This is a genomic window from Caloranaerobacter longqiensis, assembly GCF_050286925.1.
Lineage (GTDB): Bacteria > Bacillota > Clostridia > Tissierellales > Thermohalobacteraceae > Caloranaerobacter.
Genome location: NZ_JBFWFX010000008.1, coordinates 39,086 through 63,088, shown reverse-complemented (window position 1 = coordinate 63,088; position 24,003 = coordinate 39,086). Strand labels below are relative to the sequence as shown.

Below are 24,003 nucleotides of genomic sequence, written 5' to 3'. Positions count from 1 at the left end.
AAAAATATCGTACCAGTAGAAACAAAAGTATTCATATTATTAATTTATAGTGAATATTATAGTTGTAGATTAGTCCAAAAAACGTAAGATATAAAGGGGAGTGGGAAGCAAATGGTTGATAAGGTTATTCAAACTAATTTTGTAACAATAGTTGGAAAAATAGTTACTGAACTTGAATTCAGTCATCAAATGTACGGAGAAGGTTTTTATACATTCTATATTAAAGTTCCTAGACTAAGTGAAAATTCAGATGTATTGCCAGTTACTATTTCTGAAAGACTTTTTGTTGGAATAGAATTGAAACCAGGTGTAGAACTTGTAATTGAAGGTCAATTAAGATCTTATAATAGGTATTCAGACGGAAACAATAGACTTCTATTGACAGTTTTTGCAAGAGATGTTTACTTACCTAATGATGATGAAAAGCTTTCAGAACTTAAACGTAAACCAAATGAAATCTTCTTAGATGGCTATATTTGCAAACAACCTGTATATAGAACTACACCATTTGGTAGAGAAATCACTGATTTGCTTATTGCAGTAAATAGACCTTATAACAAATCGGATTACATACCTTGTATTGCTTGGGGGAGAAATGCAAGGTTTTCTGAAAAATTAAGAGTTGGTGATCATATCAGATTATGGGGAAGAATTCAAAGTAGAGAATACCAAAAGAAACTTCCAGATGGTGAAGTATTAAATAAAGTTGCATATGAAGTTTCTATATCAAAGATGGAATATCTAAAAGATGATAATAATAGAGAAAGTAAATTAAAAGCTGAATCTGTTTAGAATGGTTTAAAAGCATGAAAAAAAAGGAGTAAATTTTACTCCTTTTCTTCATTTTCTTCATAAATATAAAGCAACTTACCATTCAATTTATCTTTATCTACAATATCCTCAAATTTTTTAGGCACAGTGATAATATCTGGATTACCATCACTAATAAATCTTTTTTCAGGAAATTTATCAAAATATTCTAGCCAATTATAAAGGCCTACATTATCAACTTTAATTTCACTTGCCCTAACTCTTGGTAATGAATAAGGATTAAATCTCTTATCTATTGGTGAATATGAAGGTTTCCATCCTACATTTAATATAGCTATATTATTATAGCTAGTTCCATTATACTCACCTTTTCTTAAATAAACTTCATTTTCTTTATTTTTAGGCCTACTTCCGTATGGAAGAGCTAAAGTATTCACTTCATAATCTTTTAAAATGCTATTTAAAAACTTAACATTTTCAGCAATCACCCTTTGTATACTGCTAGAATTTAAATTAGTAAAGTTATTATGCCCAATTGTATGATTGCCTATATCTAACCCCTTTTCAATCAGATATTTAAGCTTATACTCTACAAATTCTTTTTGCCTAAAAGGATTTTCCCCAAATGTAAAAAATGTTGCCTTTAAAGGAAAATCAGGATGCTTTTCATGAAACTCTTCCAAAATACCTACTGCACAATTAGGATCAATTATTTTTTCACCATCTTTTAAAATTATATTAAAATTGTTTTTATTACCATCATCAAAAGTAATGACTACAGGTGTATAACCAGCCTCAATATCTATATTATTGTTTACAAAATCTTTAAGACTTATAGGTCTATATCCTTTTTCATATAATACCTTTAAATCCCTTTTAAAATTCTCAACCGTTCTAACCCATTCACTTTCCTTTTTACCAATATTATGATACATAAGTATCATTATTTGTCCTGCTTCATTTGGCTTTTTCGACAAATCTATTTTTTCAAAAGGATTCTCTGGCTTATTATCTTCTTTATTATCTTCTTTATTATCTTCTTTATTATCTTTTTTATTATCTTTTTTATCCATAATATCATCTGTTTCTTCTACCTTATTAGCACCTTCATCAACAACTGATATTTCACTATTAGCTATCTCTTCTGTTTTATTACATCCAATCAAAAGCAAAAGTACAATCACTACCATTCCTGTTATATTTATTAATTTTTTCAATATATCTCCTCCTACATATCTTTCCAATTTACAAATATGTCTAAAACATTTTAAAACTTTAAACAGAAAAAATTTGAAGTATTATGTTTTCTCACATGGTTAAAATATAAATATAGATTTTATTTAATTATAACATATCCTATTAACTGAAACTATAATCTAATTAGTTCTCAATTAAATTTCTTTTTGACTAATTACAAAATTTTTTAAAGATTAAATCAAAATCCTCTATTTAAATAAACTAATGAAGATTTTGATGAAATCCATTACGGAAATTATATTTTAATTATCGGCAAATTAATAATGTATATAATTTCCTATGGGTTATAAAAAGGAGGTATTTTTATTGTCTATAAGAAAAAGTACTTTTACTAATATTAAAGGGAAACAAACAGAATACTCTGCTATAACAATAACAAATGACGAAAGGCATTTCTATAGAGAAGCTGAATCGCAAAAAGCTCAACTTGAAAGTAAACATCAGCATGGTACTAGGAAAGATGTAAAGACTCCTATAAAAAGAAAACTAACTTAAAATACGGCCTATTAAAGGCCGTTAATTATGTCCTAATAACTTTTGTTCCTCTTGGACAACTTGAAATACATAAACCACATACCGAGCCTCTACCTATATCTTTGTATTGTTCACTCATATAAGTACTACATGCAAATGCATCAACTAAAGCCTCTCTATCGACACCTTGATGCCAATTATTTCCTTTCAAAGCCAGAGCAGGACATTTCGTTACACAAATATTACAATCTCCACATTTTGAGTTTTTAATCGGCTCATCATATGGAAAAACCATATTTGTTAATACAGTTCCCAATCTTATTCTTGGTCCAAATTCTTCTGTTACTAAACAAGCATTTTTACCTATCCATCCTAAACCTGCTAAAGTTGCAACAGTTTTATGTTGAAAAATGCCCGTATATGCATCTGTTTCTGTTTTAACAGTCTGAGAAGCTGGTATTGCCATAGCAAGATATCCTTCATTTTGAATCATATTTGTTATAGCTAAAGTAATTTGGTCTATTAAAAAATTTACTGTTCTATAATGATGAAAATAAGTATGAGTAGGTTTATCTACTACATCATTCATTATCTGATCCGATAATCTAACAATAATAGAAATACCTGATTTTAAATGAGAAAAATTATCGGGTAAAAAATTTTCTAATTTAGCAAATCCAACTTTAGAAGCACCCATACTAATCGCTTTTTCTATTATCTTTTCTCTAAAAGTTAAATTCATATAATTCTCCTCTCTTTTTCAACGCTAAATTTATTATAACAACCAACAACTATTAGTCAATAGTTATTAGTCTATTAACTATCAACCATTAAATTATTTTTTTCCTAAAGTATTAATTATATGAATAAATTGAATAAAATATACCAATTTTTAATATTTTCATGGATATAAAAATAAAAAAAAGGTTATATTAATAATACAACATCAAATAAGATGTTGGTAATAAATCTATTTGGGAGGGAAAAAAATTGGCTAGAGGAAACAGAGTTGTTGTTCCAGAAGCTAAACAAGCCCTTGAGCAAATGAAAGTAGAAATAGCTAATGAATTAGGTTTATCTAATTATAATAGTATAGATAAAGGAAATTTAACTTCTAGACAAAATGGTTATGTTGGTGGATATATGGTTAAAAGGCTAATTGAGCAAGCTGAAAGACAAATGTCTGGAAAATAAATCATAAAAAGGAGAAGTGGTATCTTTGCCACTTCTCCTTTTTATATGTTATAATTTTAATATAATTTATTTAAAGATGTGTGAAATCAATAAACAAAATTAATAATCACATATCTAGAAAAAAGAGGTGGCATTATGTTTGTCGAAAATACTAAAGAATTAGCACAACACAAGCTTTTGCTTCTATACATATTAGATATTGTAGAATTTCCAATGACAAATTCTGAAATTACTCAATTTGTTCTTGAAAACAATTATATGGTCAATTATTTTATGGTGCAACAATTTTTAAGCGAGCTAGTATCTTCAAAATTTATTGAAATAACTACAAAAGATGGCAGTGAATACTACCATATCACAGAGCAAGGTAAAAATACTCTTAATTACTTCATAGATAGAATACCAGAAAAAATAAAACTTGAAATTGATAATAATTATAAAAATAAAAAAGAGGAAATGATTAAAAAAACTCAGATTATTGGTAACTACTATAAAAAGAATGATTCAGAGTATATTGTTAATCTAAAAGTCATAGAAAAAGACATTACTCTATTTAATATGTCTCTGAATGTAGTTTCAAATAAACAAGCAAAACTCATTTGTAATAACTGGAAAGAAAATCCTCAAGAAATCTATAAAAAAATATTAGATTTATTAATAGAAACAAAATCTTCGATTTAAATAAATAGGCAGGATTAAGTTCCTGTCTATTTTCTTTCTATCATATTAAAATCAATCCATTAGGCTCTAACCCTACTGATATATTTCTTATTATTTTACCTTTTTTATAGTCGAATACAGTAACACAATTTTTTAAAGCATCTGAAATAAATAATAAATTATCACCATTGTAAAGCATACAATTAGGCATTCCTCCTAAATAATATTTTTCAAGTACATTTTTCTTCTCAATATTAATTTTATAGAGAAAACCATCAAGGGCATTAGTAGTATATAATATATCTGTATTCTCTATAACAACCATATCTAAAATTACGCCTTCTACTTCTAATTCTGTAAGTAATACATTATCTTTTATATCTAATATTTGTATTATGCTTTGATACATTCCATTTGACTGTGGACATAATATATATATTTTATTCTTATTTATCATAATATGGAAAGGATTAAACCTAAGTCTAATTTTATCTATTTTATTACTATCTAAGTAGATTACACTTAAACTATAACCACTACTATTAGCTACATAAATTCGATTTTTACTATTATTTATTTTAATATCATGAGGTTTCTCACCTACAGGTATATTTTCTAATAATATAAAGTCCTTTTCATCTATTACCGATATTGAATTTGAATCTGTATTTGTAACAAATATACATCCATTTAACAATTCCAAATGTTTTGGACAGCTTCCCACATAAACAGTATCTATAACTGTTTTTTTGTTTATATCTACCTTAAAAATACTATTATCATATGAATTAGCAGTATATATTATTGAATCATTGCTACCTCTAATAATATGATGAGGTCCTATATATGGTCTGTTTATACTTGAAATATTAACTCGTTCCTTACTTCTACAAATATTATTGAGAAATATGTTTTCTATTTCATATTTATTTTCTAAATCTACCAAGGTCAATGTATCATTCTCAGCATTAGCTACAATAAGTTTCTTCTTCATAAAAATAATCACCTCTGTCTTGCTCGCCCTTATATCAGTTTATGCACATTTAATAATAAGGGTGAATAGAGGTGATTAATTAAATTATAGCTATATATCAATTATTATTTTTTTAATCCATACTTCTTTATCAATTGTTATATTCCTTCTTTTTATCTCAATAATTAGTTCGTTAAACTCATTAGCTTCTTCCCAGTATTTTTCTTCATCATTTAATGATGATAAAAGCCTCAGTTTTTCCATTCTCGAATAAGCTTCTTCCAGTAAAACATAATCTTCTAAATCTTTATATGGTTTGTACCCTATTTCAGACATAACCGACCTCCCATTTGAATATATATATATATTTTATTCAATGGGAGAAAAATAATAACTAATCATTCATAATAATTTTTCTGACATCACCAATTAAATATAAAGAACCTGAAAATAATATTAAATCATCTTCTTCTGCCATATCTAAAGCTTTATTTACAGCTTTCTCTATATCTTTTTCAATTAAATATTTCTTGTTAAACTTTTTAATAATGTCTGCTAATTTTTCGGCCTCAAGTTTTCTTGGATTATTTGCCTCTGTAATAATAATTTCATCTGCTAGATGAACTAGTTCATCCAATATACTATTAACCTCTTTATCACTAAGTATTCCAATACCTAGAATTAATTTATTATATTTAAAAAGTTCCTTTATAGACTTTTTTAAAGAATTTGCTCCTGCTAAATTATGAGCACCGTCTATAATAAATGTCGGATTACGTCTTAATATTTCTAATCTGCCTTTCCACTCAGTTTTCAATAATCCTCTCCTGATACAATCTTCATCAATATCTATATATTTATTTTCCAATAAAGTAAGTATAACTGTTAAAGCTACACAAGCATTATTTATTTGATGCTCTCCTATAAGATTAATCTTAAGATTTTCAAAAGTCTTTCCATTAAATTTAAAATTGAATTTGCTACCTAATCCTGTACATTCAATCACTTCTACATCTTCAACAGGTGCTATTATAAGCTTGCCATTCTTATCCTTAACAACATTCTCAATAACTTTTTGTGCTTCATCTACTTGAGGATGACTTACAACGAGTCCATTTTCTTTTATTATCCCTGCCTTTTCCCAGGCAATTTTTTCTATAGTATCTCCAAGTATATCTTTGTGATCTAATGAAATTGGAGTTAAAACCGAAACCAATGGATTTTCAATAATATTAGTAGAATCATATCTTCCACCTAATCCAACTTCAAGCACTACAAAATCAACTTTTTCTTCTTTATAATAAACAAAAGCTATTGCAGTCACTATTTCAAATTCAGTAGGATGGTTATAACCTTTTTTTACCATTTCTTCAACTTTCTCTTTAACTTTTGAAGTAACTTGAGCTAACCTTTCATGTTCAATCTCTTTACCATTTATTCTAATTCTTTCTGTAAATCTCTCTAAATATGGTGAAGTAAATAATCCTACTTTATAGCCAGATTCAGTTAATATAGTCGAAATATAAGATGAAGTTGAACCTTTACCATTAGTTCCAGCTACATGTATTATTTTTAAACCTTTATGAGGATTACCCAATAAATCAAGTAAAATCCTTATATTTTCAAGTCCTAATTTGCTTCCAAATTTTCTTGTACCATGAATATACTCTAATGCCTCTTTATAGTTCATCATCTCACTCCTCAATATTATCGAGAAAATAGAACTCATTAAAAAAAGCTTAGGATACAAACTAAATAAATATAATGATTGAAAAAATAAAAGTGAATAATTACAAAGCTTCAGCCAAGAAAACTTGATGAATAATTTCAGAAAAATCCGTAGGCTTAGCAGGACGCTAAGCCAGCATCCTACAAGACAGGACGTCTTGATTAGGTGCGTTAGGATTTTTCGAAATTATAAGTCTATGTTTTCTCTGAAGATTTGTCTATGAACGTTATTTTTTCAATTCATTAAATAATATAACTTTGTCAACAAGCTAAGACTCCATCAAGGAGTCTTAGCTTTTCTCTATTTTCTCTTTAAACTTTCCAATCTTTCAAGCACTTTTTCCATCATATTTTGATACTTAGCTTCTTTTTCTCTTTCTTTATCAACTATATGTTTAGGCGCCTTACTTATAAAGCCTTCATTAGACAGCTTGCTTCTTACCCTTTTTAATTCCCCTTCTAATCTCTCTTTTTCTTTTTCTAATCTTTCTATTTCTTTTCCAATATCAACTAGTTCTTCTAAAGGTAAATATATTTCACAATCTTCTACTACGGCTGACATTGCATCTTCACCTATACCATCTTTATTATCCCTAATTTCTATACTTGAAGCTCCTGCAAGAGTAGTAAAATAAATCTCTCCTTCGGATAATATATTCTTAATATCATTGTTATTAGTTACAAATATTACTTTAGCTTTTTTAGAAGGAACTACATTCATTTCTGCTCTTATATTTCTAATATTTTTTACGGCTTCCATTATGAAACCAATTCTTTTTTCAGATTCTTCAAAATTATATTCTTCTTTATATGCAGGCCATTTTGCTATTATTAAACTACTTTCTGTATTTGGTAAGTGCTGCCAAATCTCCTCTGTAATAAATGGCATAAATGGATGTAGTAATTTTAGAAGGTCTTTTAATACGTATAATAGCACATATCTTGCAGTATTCTTGCTTGGTTCATCATTACCATACAAACGAGGTTTTACCATTTCAATATACCAATCGCAATATTCACTCCAGATAAAATCATATAGCTTTTGAGCTGCAATTCCCAATTCAAATTTTGTTAAATTCTCTGTAACTTCCTTTGCTACCTTATTAACTCTAGATATTATCCATTTATCTTCTTCTTTTAGTGAATTAAACGCTAAATCATGCTCTATTAACTCTTCACCTAGATTCATTAAAACAAATCTTGACGCATTCCATAACTTATTTGCAAAATTTCTACTTGCTTCAACTCTTTCCATATGGAATCTCATATCGTTTCCTGGTGTATTTCCAGTAACTAAAGTAAATCTTAAAGCATCAGCACCATACTTATCTATTATTTCAAGTGGATCAATACCATTGCCTAATGATTTACTCATCTTTCTTCCTAATGAATCTCTAACTAAACCGTTAATTAAAACATTCTTAAATGGAATATCTCCCATATGCTCTAATCCTGAAAATACCATTCTAACTACCCAGAAGAAAATAATATCGTATCCTGTTACCAACACATCTGTTGGATAGAAGTATTTAAGTTCTGGCGTATCTTCAGGCCATCCTAAAGTTGAAAACGGCCATAAAGCAGATGAAAACCATGTATCTAAAGTATCTGGGTCTTGTTTAATATCTGTACTTCCACATTTAGGGCAGCTTTCAGGTTCTTGTCTTGAGACTATAACTTCTTCACAGTCTTGACAGTAATATACAGGTAATCTATGTCCCCACCAAAGCTGTCTTGAAATGCACCAATCTCTAATATTTTCTAACCAATGAACATATATTTTACCGAATCTTTCTGGTATAAATCTAAATTTTCCTTCTCTATATGCTTTTAACGCTGGTTTAGCTAAAGGCTCCATTTTTACAAACCACTGTTTTGATACAATAGGCTCAATAACAGTTTTACATCTTTCACAATGACCTACATTATGAGTATGATCTTCAATTTTTACAAGATAACCTCTATCTTCCAAGTCCTTAACTATTGCTTTTCTCGCTTCATATCTATCCATTCCCTGATATTTGCCGCCTAATTCATTAATACTTGCATCATCATTCATAATCTTTATTTGCTCTAAATTATGTCTTAATCCAACCTCAAAGTCATTTGGATCATGTGCTGGAGTTATTTTAACAGCTCCAGTACCAAACTCCATTTCTACATATTCATCTGCTATAACAGGTATTTCTCTATTAACTAGAGGTAAAATTAATTTCTTTCCAATTAAATGCTTATATCTCTCATCTTCTGGATTTACAGCAACTGCCACGTCACCAAGCATAGTTTCAGGTCTAGTAGTTGCAATAACAATATACTCATCACTATCTTTAACAGGATACTTAATATGCCATAGCTTGCCTTGTTTTTCTTCATGCTCTACTTCAGCATCTGAAATAGCTGTCTTACAACTTGGACACCAATTTATAATTCTATTTCCTCTATAAATTAAACCTTTTTCATATAATTTTATAAAAACTTCTTCAACTGCTTTGCTTAATCCCTCATCTAAAGTAAATCTTTCTCTTGACCAATCACAAGAAACTCCAAGTTTTTTTAATTGTTTTCTTATATTACCACCATACTTTTCTGTCCAATCCCATGCTTCTTCTAAAAACTTTTCTCTACCTATTTGCTCTTTTGTCTTGCCTTCAGAATGTATTTTAGCTACAACTTTAGCCTCAGTTGAAATACTCGCATGATCAGTCCCTGGTAGCCATAAAGCTTCATAACCTTCCATTCGCTTCCATCTTATTAAAATATCTTGTAAAGTATTGTTTAAAGCATGCCCCATATGCAAACTACCAGTAACATTAGGTGGTGGCATCATAATAGTAAATGGTTTTTTTTCTTCATTAACTTCAGCTCTAAAATAATTATTTTCATTCCAATAGTTATAAATTCTTTCTTCAAAATCCTTTGGATTATACTTTTTTGCTAAATTCTTCTCCATATTTTCCCCTCCTCAATCTAATTATCTATTTGCCGTAAAACATTAAAAATGCTCCTAAAATTGATAATATTAGTCCAAGTATTTTTATTTTTAATAAACCTTTCAGAGTTTTTATTTTGCCCTTTTTAAAATATAAATCAGAACCAAACACAATTAATCCACTTATTATAAACAAAACTCCTCCTAATTCAAACATTAAACCACTTCCTTTAAAATGTAAAATCCTTCCGATTAAAAAAGCCCTTCATCCAAACATAAGGACGAAGGGCATTTTCGCGGTACCACCTTATTTCCAGATATTTAAAACATATCTGGCTCTCATTTAAATAACGGTAAAACCGTCTAGACTTACTTAAGTTCAGCCTAGAAGCTCCAGAGCTACCTTCAGTAAACATTGCCTTGCAAAACCTTCCAGCCAATGGGTTTTGCTCTCTTGAAGGTTGTTTACCTACTCCTCTCCTTCAACGCTTTTATCCATTATTTTAACTAATACCAAGTACCTAATACCTAATTTTTAATATATTATATAATAATTATCTTATTTGTCAATGCTTTTTTCCTTATTCATGCGATTTATTTTTCTAAATCCAATCAGATAATTAATAAACGCTATAAGCGTAAGTATAACAGCTGCTAAAACAAGTAAATAACTTATCAGCTTATTTATTTTGAAAACGATAGATAAAATAGCAATATAAAATGATACTGTTGCTATCTTACCATACTTATTAGCTGGAATAACAGTTTTGTCAACGAAATAATATAAAAATAATCCTCCTAATATCATTAAAATTTCTTTTATGCCTATAACTGTAATAACCCATAATGGCAAATATTTTTTATCTGTAAAACAAACTAAAACAGTAATCTGCATGAGCTTATCTGCTAAAGGATCAAGTACAGTTCCCCATTTAGTCACCATATTATACTTTCTGGCAATATATCCATCTAAAACATCAGTAATTCCAGCCAATATAAAAATATATGTAGCATATAGTATATTATTTTCTATTGATGAATAGAAAATACCTATAAAAATTGGTATAAATAAAAACCTAATTGTTGTAAGTATATTAGGTACGTTCATAATACACCTCTTCTGTTAGAATATAATAATGCTATCATTTCCAATGAATACCAAAAAGCCTATACTTAATATTATAAATAATTATGCCTATATACACAAGAATTATATCATCCATTTGTTTTATCTTTTATATAATTTATTACACTTTACATTAAAAATTCCTGCATAATCTAATATTTTGTTAAAATATAAAGCTTGTTGACAAAGTAAAATATAAGTTCGTCAACAGTCTGAATATTTTGTTAAAATGTATTTTTTAACTATATGTAACAGTTGAATTTACAACTGAATATAATAATTTTAAAACTGAACACTTAAGGAGGTTCAACATGAAATGCAAAAAAAATTTTCTCTATTTTTAATAGTCATACTTATAATATCTAATTTATTAATAGGTTGTCAAAAAGAAAATCTTAAAACTGTAAGATTAGTTGAAGTTACACATTCTGTTTTCTATGCTCCACAATATGTAGCTTTAACAAAAGGTTTCTTTGAAGAAGAAGGTATTAAAATAGAATTAACAAATGGTAAAGGTGCAGATAAATCAATGGCTGCACTGCTAAGCAATCAAGCCGATATAGGTTTTATGGGCCCAGAAGCTTCTATCTATGTATATAATCAAAGTAAAAAAGATTATGCCATTAATTTTGCTCAATTGACTCAAAAAGATGGTTCTTTCCTAGTAGGCAGAGAGAAAGATCCTGATTTTTCATTTGAAAAATTGAAAGGAAAAACTATACTTGGCGGAAGAAAAGGCGGAGTCCCTGAAATGACTTTAGAATATGTGCTTAAAAAACACGGTCTTGAACCTGGAAAAGATGTAAATGTACGTACTGATATACAATTTTCAATGATGGCAGGAGCGTTTACAAGTGGAGAAGGTGATTATACAACACTTTTTGAACCAACTGCTTCAATGATGGAAAAAGAGGGTAAAGGTTATATAGTCGCTTCAATAGGTAAAGAAGGAGGTTATATTCCATATACAGTATACTGTGCTAAAAAAAGCTATATTGAAAAAAATCCAGATATAATTCAAGGCTTCACAAACGCAATCTATAAAGGTATGCTTTGGGTACAAAATCATTCTTCTGAAGAAGTTGCAGAAGCTATACAACCTCATTTTCCAGATGCAGACAAGGAACTTCTAATTACTGTTATAAATAGATATAAAGAGCAAGCTACTTGGAAACCTGATCCTGTATTAACAAAAGAAGGCCTAGAGCATCTAATGCATATAATGGAATTAGCCGGAGAACTTGATAAAAGAGCTCCTTATGATAAAATCGTAACAACTAAATTTGCCAAAAAAGCCGTTGAAAATATTAAGGAATCCTTTAAATAGGATTCCTTAATATTTTCTCTGTACAAATCCAACTTTTCTATAAACTTTGCTTAGGGTCTTTCTTGCTACTCTCTGTGCTCTATTCGCTCCCTCAATATAAACCTTCTCCAAATAATCTTTATTTTTCATTAAATCTTCAAATCTTTCCCTTAAAGGTCTTAATCCTTCAACCACTACTTCAGCTAAATCAGCCTTAAATTTTGCATATCCCTGCCCTTCATATCTCTTTTCAATTTCTTCAATACTGTCACCTGAAAGTTTAGAATAGATAGTAATCAAATTTTTAATTCCAGGCTGTTCATCACAATATTTAACCCTATTTAACGAATCTGTAACAGCTCTCTTTATCTTTCTCCTTATAACATCTGGGCTATCTTTAAGCAAAATATATCCATTTTCATTGCTATCTGATTTAGACATTTTACTTGTAGGATCTTGTAAGCTCATTATTCTAGCTCCTACTTTAGATATATAAGCTTCTGGAATTTTGAACGTTTCACTATATCTATTATTAAATCTTTTAGCTATATCTCTAGCTAGTTCTAGATGCTGCTTTTGGTCTTCACCAACAGGAACTAAATCAGCTTGATATAGTAATATATCCGCAGCCATTAATACAGGATAAGTAAATAACCCTGCATTTAGATTAGCTTCATTTTTTCTGGATTTTTCTTTAAATTGTGTCATTCTATTTAATTCACCCATATAAGTTAAACAATTTAAAACCCAAGCTAGTTCTGCATGTTCACTAACATGGGACTGAATAAAAATAGTGTTTTTCTCTGGGTCTATTCCACTAGCGATATACTGTGCTAAAATCTCCAAAGTATTTCTCCTTAAATCTTTTGGTACTTGAGGTACAGTAATAGCATGTAAATCAACAATACAATAATAACATTCATATTCATCTTGAAGCTCTATCCAATTTTTTATTGCTCCCAAATAATTACCAAGTGTCAATTCTCCTGAAGGTTTAATTCCACTTAAAATTACTTTTTTATCGCTCATTTTCTCACCTTCCTTTTTCTTTCTAATCTATGAAAAAAACCTTTCTTCTCTATATTTATAGAGACGAAAGGTCAGCTTCCGCGGTACCACTCTACTTGACTCTGTGTCCACTTTAGCCCATAACGCAGGCATACGTTGGATTCTACTTAAAATTCGAATCCACACTCCTAAGCCCATTCAGCATACCCTTAACTTCGAGCTCCCACCATCCTCGAATCGCTTTAGTTAGGTATATGCCTACTACTCTTAGTCATAGCTTTTTGTTCTATTTTTGTTCTATTTTTTTCTATTATACCATATAGCTTAATATATTCAATATAAAAATATCAATCTAATCACCATCAAATATTTCTCCTAAAATACTAGCTCCAATTCCTCCTATTCCTCTTTTTTCACCAACTTGATGAAAACGTGCTGCTGCATATATTCTATCAGCTAAACGTGATAAAGGTAGACTTTGCAAATAAACCTCTCCAGGTCCTCTTAACTGAGCTAAGAAAAGACCCTCCCCGCCAAACAATGCGTTTTTGAATCCTCCAACAAATTGAATATCATAATCAACAGTCGGTGCAAAACCAACAATACATCCTGTATCTACACGTATAGTTTCATTATGGGCTAACTCTTTTTTTATAATTGTACCACCTGCATGAATAAAAGCCATACCACTACCTTCTAATTTTTGAAGTATAAAACCTTCTCCGCCAAAAAAGCCTGCCCCTAATCTTCTTGTAAAAGCTATATCTATATCAATACCTCTAGCCGCACATAAAAAAGCATCTTTCTGACAATAAAATCTTCCACCATATTTTTCTAATTGAATAGGTATTATTTTCCCAGGATAAGGTGCTCCAAACGCAACACGTCCTTTTCCTCTACCCTGATACATAAATGTTGTAATAAAAAAGCTCTCTCCTGTAATCATCCTCTTGAAACCTTTAAACAGTCCTCCACCAGTAGAAGTTTGCATAACTATACCGTCTTCCATATACATCATAGCACCTGCTTCTGCTCTTACTCCCTCATTAGGATCTAATTCAATCTCAACAATCTGCATGTCATCTCCATAAATTTTGTAATCAATAATATCGCCCATATATTCACCACCCTTCATAATATTAGTTAATCTTTTTAAATTATATCATCATTCAGAAGAATATATCCATATTTTCTTAAGTATATATTTATTTTTTATATAAACATATCAAAAAATAATCACTTAAAGCAAGTGAAAAACAAAGGGTCAAGTTATGGACAAATTTTCCTTTATTAAAAATCTATGAAAATAAAAACGAATACTTGAAAGAATTTGATTTAAAAAAACAGGATGTTAAACTCTGACGTCCTGCAAGACAAAACATCGTCAATAAACTCAAACCTGCGATTTTTAAATCGCAGGTTGACTATATTAAAACGCTATTATTATGCCTCCATCATTTGCATAAACTGTACTTATACCACCAGCATCTACAATAATAATATCTTTAAAGTTATATCTTTTCATAACTTCTTCTTTAAATTTTTCTGCTTTCTCTAAACAATTACAATGAGCTATTCCTAAAATCTTTTCTTCTAGTTTTTCACCTTTTTCACCTATCAAGTCGATTAACCTTTTAAATGCTTTTTTTGAACCTCTTACCTTATCTACCAATTCAATTTTGCCTTCTTTATTCCCACCTAAAATCGGTTTTATATTTAAAGCTGTTGCTATTCTACCTTTTAATTTACTCATTCTGCCTGATTTTATGAGGTTTTCTAACGAATCTAATATAAACAAAGTTTTCATTTCACTAATATATTCATTGACCTTTTCAACAATTTCTAAATTTTTATAATTTTTCTTAGCAAGTTCTAATATTTTTAAGCTTATCAATGTCTCTGCAACTGAAGCACTCAATGAATCAAAAACGTGTATAAATTTATCTTGAAACTGTTCTTTATACATTTCTTTAGCCATTAACGCATTATTATAAGTACTGCTTAATGAAGATGACAATGTAACTACAAAAATACTTTCTGCTTCCTTAAATCGTTTTATAAATTCCATAGGTGAAGGACTTGCCGTTTTAGGAATATTATCACTATTTTTCATCTGATCCAATAAACCTTCTGTATCTAATTGTTCATCATCTTTATAATGCTTATCATCAATTTGTATTGATAAAGGAACAATATCAATTTTCCTCTCTTTCTTTAACTTATCATTCAAATCGCAACCACTATCAGTAATAACCTTAATATTCATCAAATTCCCCTTTCAATTTATATACTCATATCTATATTATACTATTTAGTATAATGTTACAATTCAGATCTTAAAATATTTTAAAAAAATATTATTCACTTTCCTTTTATTTTTCTTTATATTCTACCCTACTTAATTTTATTTAAACTTTAATATTCCCTTGAACTTTTATAATATAATTAATATAAATAGTTATTTAAAAGGAACAAAATCTTCGATTCAAATAAGTTAAGGAAGATTTTGCCCATATCCACAAACGGAAATTATATTTGAATTTATCCACAATTTAAAGTAGTTTATAACGACTCTGGCATGTAAACATGTCAGACAAAGTTTCAATAAAATCAACATTAATTTTTTAAAATATGGGATTTTATTATAATTTCCTATGGATTATAAAAAAGGAGGTTGCCAAATGAATAACGTAAAAATATTTACTGATAGCACTTGTGATCTTTCGATTGAAATCCTTGAAAAATACGATATTTCTGTAGTACCTCTTTATGTAAACTTTGGTAATGAAACATATAAAGATGGGATAGATATAAATACAAAAAAATTATATGACTTAGTTGATAAATATGGAATACTACCTAAAACTTCAGCACCTTCACCAACTGATTTCTATGAAGCTTTTAAACCATACATTGATGAAGGAAAAGATATAATATATATTGGATTGTCTTCAAAACTATCTTCAACTTTACAAAATGCAAAAATTGCCGCTAATAAATTCCCAAATAACAGAATTGAAATAATAGACTCTTTAAATCTTTCGACAGGCATTGGTCTGTTAGTCTTAAAAGCTGTTGATTATGTAAAGGAAGGTATGGGAATCAAAGAAATCGGTGATAGATTAAGAAATAAAGTACCTTTAGTAAAAACATCTTTTGTAATAGATACTCTTGATTACTTATACAAGGGTGGAAGATGTTCTGCTCTACAAAATTTTGTAGGAAGTATGCTAAGAATTAAACCAATAGTTAAAGTAGTAGACGGTACAATGATATTAGGACAAAAAGCCATAGGGAAAAGAAGAAAAATAATTAATAAAATGCTAGAAAATACAATTAAAGAAAGTTGTAATATAGATTTAGACCGCATTATAGTAACTCATTCTATGGGATATGAAGATGCTTTATATTTAAAAAATGAACTTGAAAATAATTTAGATGTTAAAGAAGTTATTATTACAGATGCAGGTTGTGTAATTTCAAGTCATTGCGGTCCTAATACTGTAGGTATACTATACATAAATAAGGAGTAGAACTTTCTGCTCCTATTATTATGCAAAAATCACATTAATCATCTTTAATAAGTCACACTTCAGTTCTTTCCGTTAAAGAAAGCAAATACATCAAAGAAGCAGCACCTAATGATAATACAAATAATATTGGCCAAACCATTCTTACACTGTATGCTTCTATATATCGCCCCATAATTACAGGTCCTACAGCATATCCAACCCCAGATATAATCGGTAATACAGCATTAAATCTACCTCTATGTGAAATTGGTGTATGATTAGCAATGTAAACACTTGTATTCGTAACAGTAAGTATTTCACCTATTGTCCAAATTATTGTTGATAAAATAACTAAATAAAAACTATTAATATAGTAAAGCATACCAAAACCTATAGCATAAAAAACTCCAGCTACAGCTATATTAGTTGTTGACTTATTATTTCTTGTAAACTTAGTAATCGGTACAGTCAAAAATATTACTGATAAAGCATTTGTTGTCATAACTAATCCAAAAATTTTTTTACTATTGCTACCAAAAATTTCTCCAACTTGAAGAGGTATACTAAATGAATGCTGTGAATACACAAATGAATAAATAGTTGTTACTGCTGAAAATGCCAATAAAGCTGGCCTTCTTAATAAAACTAAAATTAAATTTCCTTCTTCAGCTTTTTCATCATCTTTCTTATTAAATGAGTCTTTAACTTCATCCTCAGAAGGAATAGTCTCTTCAACATAAATCAAAACTAAAAGCAAAGAAATAAATGTAGTTATAGCATCACCTAAAAAAATCCATTCTATGTAATTTTGGTATAGAAACCCAGCTATCAATGGACCAACAGCTATCCCTAAATTAGTACCAAGATATAGCAAAGAAAAAGCTTCCTGTCTATTATTTGGGTTAGTTAAATCTGTAACCATTGCTCCACTCGAAGGATTTGCGGCTCCACCAAAAAAACTCGATAAAATTAAAAGCCATGGTAGCATCATAGAATTTCCTAAAAAAGCACATGGAATTAATGTTAAAGCTGCCAAGCCTTGAAATAAAAGCAAAATTTTCTTCCTGCCAAAATGGTCTGCTAATTTCCCTCCTATTAATGAACCAGGTGCAAAAGCAATTGATGCTAATAAAATATATTTTCCTGCTGTATACTCTCCAAGACCTAATTTTTCAACAAAAAAATAAGTTAGAAAAGGATAAACAAAAGCCCCCATACTATTTATTACTCGAGCTAAAAATATTATATATATACTTCTTGGTAAGCCTCGGTAATTATTAAATCTTCTAAGTACTTCCATAGCACCCCTCACTTTTCAATAAATTTCTCTACATTATATAACAACTATGTATTCTTTTCAATTCCTATAATAATTATATCTCATTAAATTTTCTTAATACTTCGTAAATAAAAACAAGGGCTCTTATCGAGTCCCTATTCTATAAATATTTTTTAAAAGCTAAATTATTTTTACTGTTATATCCAAGTTTTTCATAAAATTTGTGCGAACTTACTCTTTTTATGTTAGATACAAACATTATAAAATGACAATTATAACTTTTTGCAATATTTTCAATATATTCAAATAATTTTTTTCCAAAGCCCTTTTGACGAAATTCTTTTTTAATTATAACATTTTCAACAACCATAAATGGCCTACATTCACCTGTAAGGTCATTACAAATTACAGCCATAGCGCTTCCAATTAATTTATTATAATATTTTACACCTAGTAAAAAATAATTGGGATTATCTTTAATAGTAGAAAAAACTTTATATATATTATTCATATCACTTTTCTTACATGTTAACTCTTCATATAGCAGCGATAAATCCTCTAATTCAGATTCTTTAACATTTTCTATTTTTACCATAATATCCTCCTCCAGTACTACCTATACTTTAAAATATGTACTGAATGCATATTTTGGTGCATACTAATCTATAACAAAAAAAATAAGGTGTCTTGTTGACACCTTCATTTTAAGTTTAATTTTCGATTTTTTAGCAAAATTTAGCCACCTTATTTATAGGTATTGGGCATTTATCTTTAAGTAGGTCAAAATATTTCTCTTCTATTGAAACAATAGCACAAGTAGCAGGACCTGCTGATTTATACAAATCCACTTTTATATCATTAAATATAGATAAATTTAAACCGTTTGTTCTAGCCATTTCTTTTAACTCAAATAAAATACCTTTAGAACCAACAGGAAGTATTTCTTGTATAAAAGGATATTTCTTTAATTCTAAAAGAATCTTCAATGAAAAAATTTCTTTCCCATTATCGGCTATAACTTCCTCCCCTATTTTAGGTAAACCAACTACTACAGCAATAGCTCCTTTTTTTGTCATAGGCATAGTCCAATTTTTAGTATTTATAATGCCAATAACTGTAATCCCCATTCCTGTTTGAATAACAGGAAAATTTTCCTCTGTGCTACCTGTAATTATAATATCTTTATCAACTGATATAGGCTCGATAGCCCTTTTTATTCCTTCTATTATCTTACTTCCTGTATCATTCATCTCTACAGATAATGTATTAACTATAACAAGAGGCTCTCCGCCAACAGATAAAATTTCACATAAAGCAACATTTGTAGTAAAATACCCTAAAATATCAGGAGAAACTTTTACAATATCATTTTCCTTACTTCCTATAGCTCCACTTGAATCACAAGCTATAACTAATAATTGCTCCTCATTAATCTCTACAAATGTTAAATCTCTAAATTTTCTTGCTCCCATTTTACACCCTCAACTTATTCTTGTTTATTAATCTAAAAATCAAATAAGCTAATATAATATTTGCAGCTGACGCTAATGTAAGAGGCGTAATTACAGCATAAAATAATGTCTTACCGCTAAAAGGTAATCCGAGTAATACTGAAGCAAATGCTGCAGCAAGTGCTCCAACAGGGCCATTTAAAATAATTGCTAATATTATAGCTATTACATAATTAAATTTTCTATAAAATACTCCAAATAAATAACCGAATAATGCCATTTGTAAAGCTATTATAATATGCATTGGAAGTGTTAAAGGAAATCCACTAGTAACAGCTGTAAGTATATGCCCTAACCCTGCTACTAAAGCACCATAGCTTGGTCCTAAAAATAGTGCAGCAAAAAATCCAGGCATTGAATCAAATGCTATACTCCCCTGTATTTTAATCAACGCCCCTACTGCTGAAAGTGCAATAAGCATCCCACAGTATACTATTTTTATAGTTCTACTATTTTGCTTAGCTGATTTAATTTCATTCATTTTTTTCACCTGCCTAATTAAAATTATATTAAATCAACTTCGTTAATACTCCAAAATCATTTTCATACAATATCTCAACTAAACCCCCAGGTAATATCTTAAAATGCCACATTTCATCAATGTTTAAATTCAAAAGATAAGTAATAACAATTCTAATTACGCCTGCATGAGTAACCAAAAGAAAAGTTCCGTCTTTATCTTTTAATTTATCTATAAACTGAGTAACTCTATTATACATATCTATTAAACTCTCACCATTAGGTATCCTATATTTGATATTATCGTTTATCCATTTCTCCCATTCCAAATGATAGGTTTCTGATATTTCTTTATAAGATTTTCCTTCAAAAATACCAAAATTCATTTCCTTTAATTTCTCACTAACATAAATTTTTTTACCTATATGTTTTGATATAATCTCAGCTGTAACTAAAGCTCTAGATAATGGACTCGAATATATAGTATCAATATTCTCTTTACTTAAAATCTCCAATAGATTTTTAACTTGTTCTTTTCCTCTATCTGTCAATGGAAAATCCGTCCAACCACTATACAACTTATCTATATTCGCCTGTGTTTCTCCATGCCTTACCAAAATTAATTTCAAAATATCAGTCCCCTTAACAAGTAAAATAATAATAGTGAAAAAGTCTGAGATAATTCGATAACTGCTCCTATAGTATCTCCTGTCATTCCACCTATTTTCTTTTTAAAATATACGCCTAGTAATAGAGCATACAAAAATATAAATATTTCACTAAAAGCTAAGGTGTAATCGAAAAATATAATAGATATTACAATTGTAATGAATATAACGAATATAGCATCTTTGAAATCCGAATATTCAACAAAACTCTTTCCCATCCCCTTATCTTTTCTAGCATAAGTATTAATAGTACAAGAAAGTACTCCACAACTTCTACCTAAAACAGGTATAATTATTAGGACTTTAAAATCTACAAAATAACTTAATACGATATTAAGTAATATAACAAAAATAATTCCTATAACACCAAAAGTACCTATTCTGCTATCTTTCATTATGTCTAGTATTTTCTCTTTATTGCGATTACTAAAAACTCCATCAAAAGAATCGGCTAAACCGTCAAGATGTAATCCCCCAGTAATCCAAATGTAAAACATCCAAACAAATAAAACTGTTACAGCTCTATCTATTAAATAGCTAGTCTTACTTACAGCCCATAACAGCACACCAATTACAAAACCAACAATTGGCAAATATTTGATGCCTTTAATAAAATCTTCTTCTGTAAATTCAAAATTAACTTTAATTGGCAATCTAGTTAAAAATGTTATCATCAATAGAAAACTCTTCATAACGACCTCACTTAATTTTAATTGGTATTCCTAAAACTGTTAAATAAACATCTTGTGCATATCTTGCTAAATATTGATTTGTTCTACCAGCTATATCTCTAAATATATTTCCTAATCTAAATGTTGGTACGACTCCCATACCAACTTCATTTGTAACTGCAATTAATCTTTTATTATACTTTTCGATTATAAATAATAATTTTTCAATTTCATCAATAATGCTTTTTTCAACCTTTTCAACATCGGCCATTGAACATCTGTCAAAATCTAATCCACTCTCTAATAATAAATTTGTTATCATAAGCGTTATACAATCAAGTAATATAGTATCTGCTTCAATAAAATCTTTATTATATACAAGTTCGTTAAAATCTCTATATTTCTCAATAGTTACCCATTCTTTAGGTCTAGAATTTCTGTGCTTTTCTATTCTATCAATCATACCTTCATCAAAAGGTATTGCAGTAGCTATATAAACTACATTTTTTCCTAACTCTTTGGCTAATTTTTCTGCTAATGTACTTTTACCGCTTCTTGCACCACCAGTTATTAATATAAAATTTTTCAATATTTCACCTTCTTTTGCTAAGACTCTAATGACTGAAAACTTAATGGGACTATATACGGTACTTTATATTCATTAAGTTTTACTAGTTTCACTTCAATACCATAAACATCTTGAATATTCTCTTTCGTCAATACGTTCTCAGGTAAACCAAATGCCTTTATTTTTCCTTTATTCATAAGTAAGATATAATCACTATACCTAGCAGCCAAATTTATATCGTGCAATGTTGTAATTATAGTTATTTTTTCTTCTCTATTAAGTCTTTTGCATAAATTTAATATATTTATCTGATGTTTTATATCTAGCTGTGAAATCGGTTCATCTAATAAAAGTATTTTTGGCTCTTGTGCTAAAGCTCTAGCAATTATAACTCTTTGTCTTTCTCCTCCACTTATTTCATGAATACTTTTTTCTCTCAAAGCCCATGTCTCAGTATTCTCCATGGCTCTTTTTACAATTTTGATATCATTTTCAGATTCCGACCTAAATCTCTTTTGATATGGATATCTACCCATCATGACAATGTCATAAACTGTAAACTCAAAATTTACATTACTATCCTGATGTGCAACAGCCATTATTTTCGCTAATTCTTTAAATGCTATTTTATTTAAATCTTTATCGTCAACCAATATTTTCCCCTCTAATGGTTTAAGTAATTTGCATATATTCTTCAGTAAAGTTGTCTTACCTGAACCATTAGGACCTAATATGCTAATAAATGCTCCTTCTTGAACGCTCAAATTAATATTTTTTAGTACTTCCTCATAACTATAGCTAAAACATATATTCTTAAGTTCTACTGCATTAGACATAAAGATGCTCCCTTATATAAATTTGTTACGCTTAGATTTTCTAAGAAGATAAAGAAAGAAAGGCCCACCAAATATAGAAGTAATGATGCCAACTGGTATTTCAATTCCGTTTAAAGCAGTTCTGGCTAAAGTATCGCAAATTAATAAAAAGATTGCTCCTCCTATAACTGAAATTGGTATAAGTATTCTATGATCTGAACCAAATATTAATCTAAACAAATGGGGTACAATTAAACCCACAAATCCAATAATTCCACTTACCGAAACTGCACAAGCAGCTAAAAAAGATGATAATATTAAAATTATTTTCTTTACTAATTCAATATTTACACCTAAATTTTGTGCACTTTCTTCCCCTATCACTACTGCATTCATTTCCTTAGTCATTGAAGATAAAATTATTATTCCTAAAAATATAGGGATAGTAACAATAATTATCTGTTTCCAATTCGCTCCATTAAAGCTCCCCATTGTCCAAGTTACTATTTTTGCTAATTCATTGTGATTAAGCACCATCATTATTGAAATTACAGACGATAGTAAAGAACTTACAACAATCCCTGCTAATAAAACAGAAGTTGTAGATATTTTATTTCCAACTTTAGCTAGATTATAGACTATCAATGTAGTTAATAATGCTCCTGCAAAAGCAAATAAAGAAGTTAATCCAAACCCTAAAATTGTATTATTAAGTCCCAAAATTATGCCAAAAGTAGCTCCAAAGGCTGCCCCAGAAGAAGCACCCATAACATAGGGGTCAGCCATTGGATTTCTAAAAATGGCTTGATAGCATGTCCCTACAATTGAAAGTACTGCCCCAACTAAACTAGCTAGTATTATTCTAGGTAATCTGATATTAAGAACTATAAAAATATCTGATTTCTTTATATTACTAATATCAATCTTTTTACTTAAAAAACTTATCTTACTTAAAATGATTTTGACAACATCTCTTGCTGGTATTTTTACTGTTCCTAAAGTTGTTGCCATTATAGAAATAAATATAAATATTAACAATAGTATAAGCATGTAAATTTTGTAATATTTCTTTTGCTTTAAGTACGTCATCTAAA

General features: G+C 29.0%; 26 protein-coding genes and 2 other annotated features. Of the genes, 6 read left to right on the top strand and 20 right to left on the bottom strand.

What is annotated here, in order from left to right; genetic code table 11:
- Nucleotides 1-111: 111 nt before the first annotated feature.
- Nucleotides 112-792 carry a single-stranded DNA-binding protein gene (locus AB4Y15_RS08455; protein WP_427339712.1) on the top strand — a complete coding sequence of 227 codons (681 nt, stop codon included), beginning with the start codon at nt 112-114 and terminating at the stop codon, nt 790-792.
- 35 nt (nt 793-827) lie between these two features.
- On the opposite strand, the gene AB4Y15_RS08450 is transcribed toward AB4Y15_RS08455, so the two are convergent.
- Nucleotides 828-1,988: a polysaccharide deacetylase family protein gene (locus AB4Y15_RS08450; protein WP_427339710.1), complete on the bottom strand. Its 1,161-nt coding sequence runs from the start codon at nt 1,986-1,988 to the stop codon at nt 828-830.
- Nucleotides 1,989-2,334: 346 nt separating this feature from the next.
- Here AB4Y15_RS08450 and AB4Y15_RS08445 point away from each other — a divergent pair, with 346 nt between their 5' ends.
- Complete coding sequence (locus AB4Y15_RS08445) at nt 2,335-2,523, top strand: hypothetical protein (protein ID WP_427339709.1); 189 nt, start codon at nt 2,335-2,337, stop codon at nt 2,521-2,523.
- Nucleotides 2,524-2,548: 25 nt separating this feature from the next.
- Here AB4Y15_RS08445 and AB4Y15_RS08440 read toward each other — a convergent pair whose 3' ends face one another.
- Complete coding sequence (locus tag AB4Y15_RS08440; RefSeq protein ID WP_427339707.1) at nt 2,549-3,244, bottom strand: 4Fe-4S double cluster binding domain-containing protein; 696 nt, start codon at nt 3,242-3,244, stop codon at nt 2,549-2,551.
- A 248-nt stretch (nt 3,245-3,492) separates the two neighbouring features.
- Between AB4Y15_RS08440 and AB4Y15_RS08435 the strand changes: the two genes are divergently transcribed.
- On the top strand, nt 3,493-3,696 hold the full coding sequence (locus tag AB4Y15_RS08435; protein WP_427339705.1) for an alpha/beta-type small acid-soluble spore protein: 204 nt from the start codon (nt 3,493-3,495) through the stop codon (nt 3,694-3,696).
- A gap of 135 nt (nt 3,697-3,831) precedes the next feature.
- A complete protein-coding gene (locus tag AB4Y15_RS08430; protein WP_427339703.1) occupies nt 3,832-4,377 on the top strand; it encodes a DUF4364 family protein in 546 nt (181 codons plus the stop codon).
- Between the two features lie 40 nt (nt 4,378-4,417).
- Here the strand turns inward: AB4Y15_RS08430 and AB4Y15_RS08425 are convergent, their stop codons facing one another.
- The 6 genes from AB4Y15_RS08425 to pgsA form a co-directional block, all read right to left on the bottom strand.
- A complete protein-coding gene (locus AB4Y15_RS08425) occupies nt 4,418-5,350 on the bottom strand; it encodes a YncE family protein (RefSeq protein ID WP_427339701.1) in 933 nt (310 codons plus the stop codon).
- A gap of 90 nt (nt 5,351-5,440) precedes the next feature.
- Nucleotides 5,441-5,665 carry a hypothetical protein gene (locus AB4Y15_RS08420; protein ID WP_427339699.1) on the bottom strand — a complete coding sequence of 75 codons (225 nt, stop codon included), beginning with the start codon at nt 5,663-5,665 and terminating at the stop codon, nt 5,441-5,443.
- Nucleotides 5,666-5,723: 58 nt separating this feature from the next.
- Entirely contained in the window at nt 5,724-7,019 is a 1,296-nt protein-coding gene (locus AB4Y15_RS08415; protein ID WP_427339698.1) for a bifunctional folylpolyglutamate synthase/dihydrofolate synthase, read from the bottom strand.
- Between the two features lie 339 nt (nt 7,020-7,358).
- Nucleotides 7,359-10,007 carry a valine--tRNA ligase gene (locus tag AB4Y15_RS08410; RefSeq protein ID WP_427339696.1) on the bottom strand — a complete coding sequence of 883 codons (2,649 nt, stop codon included), beginning with the start codon at nt 10,005-10,007 and terminating at the stop codon, nt 7,359-7,361.
- Nucleotides 10,008-10,032: 25 nt separating this feature from the next.
- A complete protein-coding gene (locus AB4Y15_RS08405) occupies nt 10,033-10,203 on the bottom strand; it encodes a hypothetical protein (protein ID WP_427339694.1) in 171 nt (56 codons plus the stop codon).
- Nucleotides 10,204-10,260: 57 nt separating this feature from the next.
- Nucleotides 10,261-10,481, bottom strand: a binding site (T-box leader).
- A 64-nt stretch (nt 10,482-10,545) separates the two neighbouring features.
- Complete coding sequence (pgsA, locus tag AB4Y15_RS08400; protein WP_427339692.1) at nt 10,546-11,094, bottom strand: CDP-diacylglycerol--glycerol-3-phosphate 3-phosphatidyltransferase; 549 nt, start codon at nt 11,092-11,094, stop codon at nt 10,546-10,548.
- A gap of 334 nt (nt 11,095-11,428) precedes the next feature.
- Between pgsA and AB4Y15_RS08395 the strand changes: the two genes are divergently transcribed.
- Nucleotides 11,429-12,439, top strand: a complete 1,011-nt coding sequence (locus AB4Y15_RS08395; protein ID WP_427339690.1) for an ABC transporter substrate-binding protein — start codon at nt 11,429-11,431, stop codon at nt 12,437-12,439.
- A gap of 6 nt (nt 12,440-12,445) precedes the next feature.
- Here AB4Y15_RS08395 and trpS read toward each other — a convergent pair whose 3' ends face one another.
- The 3 genes from trpS to AB4Y15_RS08380 all read right to left on the bottom strand — a co-directional run bounded on the left by trpS (nt 12,446) and on the right by AB4Y15_RS08380 (nt 15,692).
- Nucleotides 12,446-13,447 (bottom strand): tryptophan--tRNA ligase, encoded by a 1,002-nt coding sequence (gene trpS / locus AB4Y15_RS08390; protein ID WP_427339688.1) that lies wholly within the window; start codon nt 13,445-13,447, stop codon nt 12,446-12,448.
- Nucleotides 13,448-13,503: 56 nt separating this feature from the next.
- Nucleotides 13,504-13,710: a binding site (T-box leader), on the bottom strand.
- 68 nt (nt 13,711-13,778) lie between these two features.
- Nucleotides 13,779-14,543, bottom strand: coding sequence for a TIGR00266 family protein (locus AB4Y15_RS08385; RefSeq protein ID WP_427339687.1), 765 nt, complete (start codon nt 14,541-14,543; stop codon nt 13,779-13,781).
- Nucleotides 14,544-14,855: 312 nt separating this feature from the next.
- Entirely contained in the window at nt 14,856-15,692 is an 837-nt protein-coding gene (locus tag AB4Y15_RS08380) for a DegV family protein (RefSeq protein ID WP_427339686.1), read from the bottom strand.
- Nucleotides 15,693-16,107: 415 nt separating this feature from the next.
- On the opposite strand from AB4Y15_RS08380, the gene AB4Y15_RS08375 reads away from it, so the two are divergent.
- Complete coding sequence (locus tag AB4Y15_RS08375; RefSeq protein WP_427339685.1) at nt 16,108-16,959, top strand: DegV family protein; 852 nt, start codon at nt 16,108-16,110, stop codon at nt 16,957-16,959.
- A gap of 52 nt (nt 16,960-17,011) precedes the next feature.
- Here the strand turns inward: AB4Y15_RS08375 and AB4Y15_RS08370 are convergent, their stop codons facing one another.
- From AB4Y15_RS08370 to AB4Y15_RS08330, 9 genes are all read right to left on the bottom strand, one after another.
- A complete protein-coding gene (locus tag AB4Y15_RS08370; protein WP_427339684.1) occupies nt 17,012-18,238 on the bottom strand; it encodes an MDR family MFS transporter in 1,227 nt (408 codons plus the stop codon).
- Nucleotides 18,239-18,377: 139 nt separating this feature from the next.
- Nucleotides 18,378-18,812 carry a GNAT family N-acetyltransferase gene (locus tag AB4Y15_RS08365; protein WP_427339682.1) on the bottom strand — a complete coding sequence of 145 codons (435 nt, stop codon included), beginning with the start codon at nt 18,810-18,812 and terminating at the stop codon, nt 18,378-18,380.
- A gap of 130 nt (nt 18,813-18,942) precedes the next feature.
- Nucleotides 18,943-19,689 (bottom strand): AIR synthase related protein, encoded by a 747-nt coding sequence (locus AB4Y15_RS08360; protein ID WP_427339681.1) that lies wholly within the window; start codon nt 19,687-19,689, stop codon nt 18,943-18,945.
- A gap of 1 nt (nt 19,690) precedes the next feature.
- The gene (locus AB4Y15_RS08355; RefSeq protein ID WP_427339680.1) at nt 19,691-20,209 is read right to left on the bottom strand and encodes an ECF transporter S component; all 519 of its coding nucleotides are present in this window, start codon (nt 20,207-20,209) and stop codon (nt 19,691-19,693) included.
- Nucleotides 20,210-20,237: 28 nt separating this feature from the next.
- On the bottom strand, nt 20,238-20,816 hold the full coding sequence (cobC, locus tag AB4Y15_RS08350; RefSeq protein ID WP_427339678.1) for an alpha-ribazole phosphatase: 579 nt from the start codon (nt 20,814-20,816) through the stop codon (nt 20,238-20,240).
- Nucleotides 20,813-21,547, bottom strand: coding sequence for an adenosylcobinamide-GDP ribazoletransferase (gene cobS / locus AB4Y15_RS08345; protein WP_427339676.1), 735 nt, complete (start codon nt 21,545-21,547; stop codon nt 20,813-20,815). Before cobS ends, cobC begins: the two co-directional genes overlap by 4 nt.
- Before the next feature lie 7 nt (nt 21,548-21,554).
- Nucleotides 21,555-22,115, bottom strand: coding sequence for a bifunctional adenosylcobinamide kinase/adenosylcobinamide-phosphate guanylyltransferase (gene cobU / locus AB4Y15_RS08340; RefSeq protein ID WP_427339674.1), 561 nt, complete (start codon nt 22,113-22,115; stop codon nt 21,555-21,557).
- Nucleotides 22,116-22,132: 17 nt separating this feature from the next.
- Entirely contained in the window at nt 22,133-22,930 is a 798-nt protein-coding gene (locus AB4Y15_RS08335) for a heme ABC transporter ATP-binding protein (protein ID WP_427339673.1), read from the bottom strand.
- A 12-nt stretch (nt 22,931-22,942) separates the two neighbouring features.
- Complete coding sequence (locus tag AB4Y15_RS08330) at nt 22,943-23,959, bottom strand: FecCD family ABC transporter permease (protein WP_427339671.1); 1,017 nt, start codon at nt 23,957-23,959, stop codon at nt 22,943-22,945.
- Between the last annotated feature and the right edge of the window lie 44 nt (nt 23,960-24,003).

Coding starts and splice junctions, on each gene's coding strand:
- AB4Y15_RS08375 (WP_427339685.1), top strand. CDS start 16,108: ATGAATAACGTAAAAATATTTACTGATAGCACTTGTGATCTTTCGATT.
- AB4Y15_RS08420 (WP_427339699.1), bottom strand. CDS start 5,665: ATGTCTGAAATAGGGTACAAACCATATAAAGATTTAGAAGATTATGTT.
- AB4Y15_RS08430 (WP_427339703.1), top strand. CDS start 3,832: ATGTTTGTCGAAAATACTAAAGAATTAGCACAACACAAGCTTTTGCTT.
- AB4Y15_RS08380 (WP_427339686.1), bottom strand. CDS start 15,692: ATGAATATTAAGGTTATTACTGATAGTGGTTGCGATTTGAATGATAAG.
- AB4Y15_RS08425 (WP_427339701.1), bottom strand. CDS start 5,350: ATGAAGAAGAAACTTATTGTAGCTAATGCTGAGAATGATACATTGACC.
- AB4Y15_RS08415 (WP_427339698.1), bottom strand. CDS start 7,019: ATGAACTATAAAGAGGCATTAGAGTATATTCATGGTACAAGAAAATTT.
- AB4Y15_RS08360 (WP_427339681.1), bottom strand. CDS start 19,689: ATGGGAGCAAGAAAATTTAGAGATTTAACATTTGTAGAGATTAATGAG.
- AB4Y15_RS08335 (WP_427339673.1), bottom strand. CDS start 22,930: ATGTCTAATGCAGTAGAACTTAAGAATATATGTTTTAGCTATAGTTAT.
- AB4Y15_RS08370 (WP_427339684.1), bottom strand. CDS start 18,238: ATGGAAGTACTTAGAAGATTTAATAATTACCGAGGCTTACCAAGAAGT.
- cobS (WP_427339676.1), bottom strand. CDS start 21,547: ATGAAGAGTTTTCTATTGATGATAACATTTTTAACTAGATTGCCAATT.
- AB4Y15_RS08330 (WP_427339671.1), bottom strand. CDS start 23,959: ATGCTTATACTATTGTTAATATTTATATTTATTTCTATAATGGCAACA.
- AB4Y15_RS08365 (WP_427339682.1), bottom strand. CDS start 18,812: ATGGTAAAAATAGAAAATGTTAAAGAATCTGAATTAGAGGATTTATCG.
- AB4Y15_RS08395 (WP_427339690.1), top strand. CDS start 11,429: ATGCAAAAAAAATTTTCTCTATTTTTAATAGTCATACTTATAATATCT.
- AB4Y15_RS08410 (WP_427339696.1), bottom strand. CDS start 10,007: ATGGAGAAGAATTTAGCAAAAAAGTATAATCCAAAGGATTTTGAAGAA.
- AB4Y15_RS08385 (WP_427339687.1), bottom strand. CDS start 14,543: ATGGGCGATATTATTGATTACAAAATTTATGGAGATGACATGCAGATT.
- pgsA (WP_427339692.1), bottom strand. CDS start 11,094: ATGAACGTACCTAATATACTTACAACAATTAGGTTTTTATTTATACCA.
- AB4Y15_RS08355 (WP_427339680.1), bottom strand. CDS start 20,209: ATGAATGAAATTAAATCAGCTAAGCAAAATAGTAGAACTATAAAAATA.
- trpS (WP_427339688.1), bottom strand. CDS start 13,447: ATGAGCGATAAAAAAGTAATTTTAAGTGGAATTAAACCTTCAGGAGAA.
- AB4Y15_RS08405 (WP_427339694.1), bottom strand. CDS start 10,203: ATGTTTGAATTAGGAGGAGTTTTGTTTATAATAAGTGGATTAATTGTG.
- AB4Y15_RS08455 (WP_427339712.1), top strand. CDS start 112: ATGGTTGATAAGGTTATTCAAACTAATTTTGTAACAATAGTTGGAAAA.
- AB4Y15_RS08440 (WP_427339707.1), bottom strand. CDS start 3,244: ATGAATTTAACTTTTAGAGAAAAGATAATAGAAAAAGCGATTAGTATG.